Source organism: uncultured Campylobacter sp. (assembly GCF_938015785.1).
Taxonomy (GTDB): Bacteria; Campylobacterota; Campylobacteria; order Campylobacterales; family Campylobacteraceae; genus Campylobacter_B.
Map to the genome: position 1 here is coordinate 21,367 of NZ_CALLWC010000057.1, position 6,286 is coordinate 27,652.

8 protein-coding genes are annotated in these 6,286 nt (G+C 46.6%); 7 read left to right on the forward strand and 1 reads right to left on the reverse strand.

Translation table 11 applies throughout. The features are described 5' to 3' along the window. Positions 1 to 9: 9 nt before the first annotated feature. The 7 genes from fdh3B (at position 10) to Q0393_RS08540 (ending at position 5,747) form a co-directional block, all read left to right on the forward strand. Positions 10 to 567, forward strand: coding sequence for a formate dehydrogenase FDH3 subunit beta (gene fdh3B, locus Q0393_RS08515; protein ID WP_298979467.1), 558 nt, complete (start codon positions 10 to 12; stop codon positions 565 to 567). A gap of 240 nt (positions 568 to 807) precedes the next feature. After that, positions 808 to 1,425 carry a hypothetical protein gene (locus tag Q0393_RS08520; protein ID WP_297945981.1) on the forward strand — a complete coding sequence of 206 codons (618 nt, stop codon included), beginning with the start codon at positions 808 to 810 and terminating at the stop codon, positions 1,423 to 1,425. After that, positions 1,422 to 2,348 carry a hypothetical protein gene (locus Q0393_RS08525; RefSeq protein WP_298979469.1) on the forward strand — a complete coding sequence of 309 codons (927 nt, stop codon included), beginning with the start codon at positions 1,422 to 1,424 and terminating at the stop codon, positions 2,346 to 2,348. Before Q0393_RS08520 ends, Q0393_RS08525 begins: the two co-directional genes overlap by 4 nt. Before the next feature lie 10 nt (positions 2,349 to 2,358). Then, complete coding sequence (locus Q0393_RS08530; protein ID WP_298979471.1) at positions 2,359 to 2,988, forward strand: LysE family transporter; 630 nt, start codon at positions 2,359 to 2,361, stop codon at positions 2,986 to 2,988. Positions 2,989 to 3,030: 42 nt separating this feature from the next. Beyond that, positions 3,031 to 3,516 carry a hypothetical protein gene (locus Q0393_RS08535; protein ID WP_297943684.1) on the forward strand — a complete coding sequence of 162 codons (486 nt, stop codon included), beginning with the start codon at positions 3,031 to 3,033 and terminating at the stop codon, positions 3,514 to 3,516. A 499-nt stretch (positions 3,517 to 4,015) separates the two neighbouring features. Next, positions 4,016 to 4,165, forward strand: a complete 150-nt coding sequence (locus tag Q0393_RS10780) for a DUF2892 domain-containing protein (protein ID WP_367179181.1) — start codon at positions 4,016 to 4,018, stop codon at positions 4,163 to 4,165. Between the two features lie 370 nt (positions 4,166 to 4,535). Continuing rightward, positions 4,536 to 5,747: a saccharopine dehydrogenase family protein gene (locus Q0393_RS08540; protein WP_298979472.1), complete on the forward strand. Its 1,212-nt coding sequence runs from the start codon at positions 4,536 to 4,538 to the stop codon at positions 5,745 to 5,747. A gap of 134 nt (positions 5,748 to 5,881) precedes the next feature. Here the strand turns inward: Q0393_RS08540 and Q0393_RS08545 are convergent. Then, positions 5,882 to 6,286: DNA adenine methylase (locus Q0393_RS08545; RefSeq protein WP_298979473.1), on the reverse strand; the 405-nt coding region annotated here is incomplete at its 5' end.

Sequence of the window (6,286 nt, forward strand, 5' to 3'; positions counted from 1 at the left end):
GGAGATAAAATGCCGGCAAGATTAAAATTTTACGTCGACGTCGAGCGCTGCATCGCCTGCTACGGTTGTCAAGTAGCCTGCAGCTCGGCGCACGGGGTTCCCGTGCAGATCAATAGGCGCAAGGTTATTACTTTAAACGAGGGCATTGAAGGGCAGGAGGTTTCAAGCTCTATCGCTTGCCAACACTGCACCGATGCGCCTTGCGCGCAGGTTTGTCCGGTTCAATGCTTCTATATCAGAACCGACGGTGTCGTTTTACACGACAAAGATAAATGTATCGGCTGCGGATACTGCCTCTACGCGTGTCCGTTCGGCGCTCCGCAATTCCCTAGAGAGGGAGCTTTCGGTATCAAAGGCGCGATGGATAAATGTACTATGTGCGCGGGTGGACCGGAGCCTACGTTTTCGCACGAAGAGCTACATAAATACGGCCAAAACCGCATCGCAGAGGGCAAGGTTCCGATTTGTGCGGCGATCTGTTGCACGAACGCTCTAATCGTGGGCGACGCGAGCAGAGTTTCGGATGTTTATCGCAAGCGCGTACTTACGCGCGGCGTGAGCCTATAAGATTGTGGAATTTTAAACGCCTCCGGTTTTAAAATTCCGTCTCTTTTCGCAGAAATTTCAACCGAGCGGCGGCTTTAAATTTAGCGGTCGCTCGGCGCAAAATTTTATTTAAAAATTCCACTCTTGCCCATTCGCCGTTAGATTATTTCAAAAAATCGCCTCTTGCTGATATTAAAATTTTAAATTTATGCTACAATCACTCAAATTTAAGATTTGAAATCTTAAGCGAAAGGATCCGTCTTGAAAAATAAAATTTCACTTTTTTTGGTCATTTCGGCGTTTTTGATTTTTACAGGTTGCTCTAAAAACGTGCCCGTAAATAGCGGTATTGTGCGCACTTCCGAGCCGCTTCACATTATGGAATTTCCGCAGGATAAACTCATAAGCGTAAATTTCACCAATACCTCTACGACGGATTCAAATTTAACCCAAGTGGTGATTCAACATCTGCGTGCGGATGGATTTAAGGTCGTAAATAAAGGCGCGGCGAATGTCCAAATCGGCGGCAATCTCAACTATTTCCGCAAGGCGGATTTTTCGCGCAGATCGTGGGATAATCCGAGATTTAGCTTCGGTATGGGCTTCGGCAGATATTACAGATATACGGGCGTGGGCGTAGGCTGGGGGATGCCGTTCGGTTATGATCCTTGGGACGACGACGATTATTACAGAGATTATTTCTATGACTCGCAGATTAGCCTCTACATAAGCGTTAAAAACAAGGGTGCGTGGAAGGACTACGTAACGAACCTCAACTACCAAAGCATCAAAAATCCGGGCTCTAAAGACTCGGTAATGGATGCGCTAAATTTTAAAATTTATGAATATATAAGACAGATGATTAAGCAGGGAAGATGATAGTAAAAGAGAATAAAAAGCCCGTAGCGATGACGCTGGCGGGATCAGCGATTTTGGCGCTCGCTAGCGGATATTGCTACCATGCGGGCTTTGGCGGCGCGGCGCTTTTTGCTTCCGTAGTGGCGGCATTTTGCGCGTTTTTTTGCGCGCTTAGACTCGGCGCGAAAAATTATTTGCAGATCGGCGAGGATGCTTTTATGATCGTGCGCGGGGCAAATTCCGAGAGCTTCGAATACAAAGATATCGCAAATTTAGGCACCAAAACCTTCGTCGCGGGCAGAAACAAAACGGAGCTTTTAAATTTTGTATTCAAAAAAATACCGCAGGCGCAGGATCGCTTTAATTTTTTACGATTTTACAGCGACACGGAGGCCACGCTACCGGGCTCATTTGAAATTTCGATCTACGAACTGAGTAAAATTTTGCGCGAAAAAGCGGGTCTTTCGCAAAGCTCTGAGGAAGAACAAACCGCTTTAAAAACTCGCAAGGGTGCCAAAGGCTCTAAAAAAAGCGTGAGTAGCGGTAAAAATTTTAAAGCTAAAAACCTCCGCGATGAAAATTCCGCTTCGCAAAATTCCGATACGCAAAATTCCTGCGGCGCACAAAATTTAGGCGCGGAGAATTCCTACGCCGCGCAGAATTTCGCCGCACAAAATTCTAATGGCGCCGCCGATTCAAACGGCGCGCAGAATTTAAAGGGCGCTTCAAATTTAAACGAACAAAGCTCCGCCGCGCCGAATGGTGTCGCTTCCTCAAATGATGCTGCCGCGGGCAAAAATTTCACAGGCGCCGAGGATTCCGTGTCTAAAATTTCCGCGGGCGATAATGAGCCTGGCGCTGCGCCCGAAAGTGCGGCGGTAGACGGCTCCGATACCGCCGATGCCGCGATGCAAAGCTCCGCCTGCGAAAGTAAAAATAAGTAGAGGCGCGGTCTTGAACTCCTTACCGATCGGAATTTTCTTGCAAGGAGCCGCGCTGATGCTCTCGCTCATCGTCGCGATCGGCGCGCAGAATATCTTCGTCATCTCCCAAGGCCTTGCGAAAAACCACGTCGCGGCTGTTTGCATGGTTTGCGCGCTAAGCGATGCCGTATTTACGGCCGTAGGGATATTTTTAATCGGCGGCGCCCTTAAGCAAGGCTCGCTTCTTACCCAAATTTTAGGCATAGGCGGGATCATATTTCTGCTCTGCTACGCGCTAAGCTCGTTTTTTAGCGCTTATAAGGGCTCGCATTTTGCCAAGATTCAAAACTCTGCAAATAGCCCGCTAGCGCCCGTCGTAGCCAAAGCCCTTGCGGTGACGCTTCTAAATCCGCACGTGTATTTAGATACCGTCGTGGTAGTGGGCTCGCTCGGCGCTACGATCGCAGATGCCCAAAAGCTGTGGTTTTACGCGGGAGTTATGTTCGTATCGTTTGCGTGGTTTTTCGGCTTAGGATATGGCTCAGGGGCGCTTTCGAAGCTTTTTGCAAGTAGCAGGGCGTGGCGCATAATCGACACGCTCGTGGGAGTTTTGATGCTGTATATGGCGTATCTGATCGCGAAGTTTGTCTTTAAAATTTAAAATTTCACGCTAAAATTCCGCATTCTTGATAAAGGATCTATGATGAAAATTGAAATTGAAAGCGGGCTCGAGCTAAAAGAAGCCTTGTGGCGCGTAGAGAAAGCTCTGCGACTAGTGACCGACAAGGACGGCAAAACCACATCGAGCGCGACGCTTTATGTAGGCAAACATTCGCTTTTAAATTTACTCGATACCAACCAGATCGAAAATATCCAAAACGCCTATGCGCGCGCCAGGACGGAATTTCGCGCGGAGATGCTGGGCGTGCTGGAGGGCTTTTTATCCCAAGAGGATGCCGAGAAAGATCCGGAATATGCGCTATTTAATCAGCTCTACCAAATGGCGATGACCGCGGGCAGAAAGAGCGATATCTTTATCCATGTCCAAGGCATCAGCGAAAACGAGGTCGTGCTGCGCGTGTATCAGCGCTTCGAGCTGGAGAGCGGCGAGACAATCTATTATGCAGGCGGCGAGTTTAGCTACACTCTGGATGAAAATTTCGGCAAAATTTATCGCTACGAAATTTGATTTTAGCGGTGCGGCGTGAGATCAGGTGCCTCTTCGATCGTAAATATTACGTCCGCATTATGCTTCTTTGCCACAGCGCGTAAATTTAGACGCTCAAAACACAGGCGAGTTTAAATTTAGGCAAACTTTCTACAACGATAGAATTCCGCTCGGTTAAAATTTATCTCAACTTTAAATTTAAAGCTCGTGTAAATTTCGCGCATTACCGCCAGCGTTTGAGTTCTCCTTGCTTTACATTCGTCAAAATTTTAAATTGAGCTTGCATAAATTTTGCTCCTTAGGCACATAAATTTTGTCGGATCGCACTTTTATGCAAAAGAAAAGATAATTAAACGAAGCCGAATTTAACCAAGGCGCGTATATAGGAAGGCGGGCTCAAAGATGATACGCTAGGTGGCGGTTTGCTGCCATTGCTTACTTTAAAAATTTTAAGCATTAATACGTGCAAAATGTAAAAACAAAGAAATGAAAACGCAATGCTAAGTAAAAAACTAGGATAATAAGAGCGCTGATCGGGCTAGCGATAATGATCGCCGGAGCCGTGTTTAGCAGCTGGTGGGGGCTGGTTGGACTCGTGCCCTTTATCGTGGGCGTTACGGGATTTTGCCCCGCTTGCTACTTTTTAAACCGCTGTTCGCTAAAGCGCTAAATTTAGCCGCAGTATGCGGTTTTGCCATGCATCGGGCAAAAGGCGCGATAAATTTTATGGCGAAGCGGGCGAGCTTTAAATTTTAAATTCTCCACGCCTTGCCGCGGAACGTTAAATTTAAATGAGCCCTTTAAGGCTTAAATTTTATCGCGCAATGCAAGGCGGTAAATTTAATCTCGTGCTGCCGTCAATCGACATGCTGTTAACTATGTAAAATTTTGTCGCGTGCCGCTTCCGGCGCTCTTGCTAGAGCGGGCTTGCGCTCCGCGCCCGCCACAACCAAACTCTATGATTAATTACACCTAGCCTCTTAAAATTCATCTTAAATTTGCTAAAATTGCAGCTAAATTTAAAATTTAAAGGAGCCAAAATGTCAAACATCTTAATCATAGGTGCGGGCGGCGTGAGCCAAGTCGCGACCGTAAAATGCGCGATGAACGCGGACGTTTTTACAAAAATCACATTAGCAAGCCGCACAAAAAGCAAGTGCGATGCGATCGCTAAATTTATCAAAGACCGCCTAGGCGTGCAGATTGATACCGCCCAGATCGACGCGGACGACACCGATGCTGTTGTAAATTTAATCAAAAAAACGGGCGCGCAGCTACTGCTAAACGTCGCGCTGCCGTACCAGGACCTAACGCTCATGGACGCGTGCTCTCGCGCTGGCATCCCATACATCGACACCGCAAACTACGAGCACCCGGGCGCCGCCAAATTTGAATACAAGCTGCAGTGGGCGAAAGACGGCGAGTTTAAAGCCGCAAACACGATGGCGCTGCTGGGAAGCGGCTTTGATCCGGGCGTGACAAACGTATTTTGCGCCTATGCACAGCAAAATCTGTTTGACGAGATCCACGAAATCGACATCCTAGACTGCAACGCAGGCGATCACGGATATCCGTTTGCGACGAATTTCAACCCAGAAATCAACCTGCGCGAAGTAAGCGCAAAAGGCCGCTACTGGGAGCGCGGCGAGTGGAAAGAGACCGAGCCGATGCAGATCATGTTCAAATGGGACTACCCCAAAGTAGGCGTCAAGGACAGCTACCTGCTCTATCACGAGGAGCTAGAAAGCCTCGTTAAAAACATCAAAGGGCTGAAGCGAATCCGCTTTTTTATGACCTTCGGACAAAGCTACCTAACTCACATGAAATGCCTAGAAAACGTCGGCATGCTACGCATCGACGAGGTCGAGCATAACGGCGTAAAGATCGTGCCGATCCAGTTTTTAAAGACCTTGCTGCCTGATCCTGCGTCACTTGGCCCTCGCACAAAAGGTAAAACCAATATCGGCTGCGTGATCCGCGGACTCAAGGACGGCAAAGAGCACCAGGTCTACATCTACAACGTCTGCGACCATGAGGCTTGCTACGCCGAGACGGGCGCGCAGGCCGTGAGCTACACGACGGGCGTGCCTGCGATGATCGGCTCGATGATGGTCGCAAAGGGCATTTGGAGCGGAAAAGGCGTCTTTAACATGGAAAATTTCGAGGCCAAGCCTTTCATGGACGAGCTAAATAAACAGGGCTTGCCGTGGGAAATTATCGAGATGAAGCCGGGCGAGAGGTATGAAGTCTAAATTTAGGCTTGTCTTTTTCCGCTATACTTTGTTAAATTTTACCTTGCTTCACTGCGACGGGACATACAGCCCGTCTCATTCGCAAGGTAAAATTTAGCCACAAACTCTAATTTTGTGAAAAATTTTTAATAATACTAGATGCAGTATGTATTGCAAGTACAGCAAAATAGATACTCTACTGTTTTATTAGATGAATATTTTCTTTTGGAGTCGGATTTATACCTAGAATAAGAAATAGTAAATTCTTTTAGCTTTCCTTTTTTTTCAAAAACTCCCCTTATTGCTTGTATAGGTATTATTCCTTCGTTATTGTAGCTCATAAATATATATTTTGAATTAGCATTTTCAATCAAATTTTTAAATTCATTATATGCTGTATTTACAAGACAATATTTTGATCTTTTGTCATTTTCTAGTCGCAATCCAGTTTTTCCATAAATCACTGGATTATCATATTTGGCAATTGTTTCTAGTATATGATAATTTGTATAGTATTGCCTACGATTATACGGAGGGTCTAAATAGAGCACGTCTGTGCT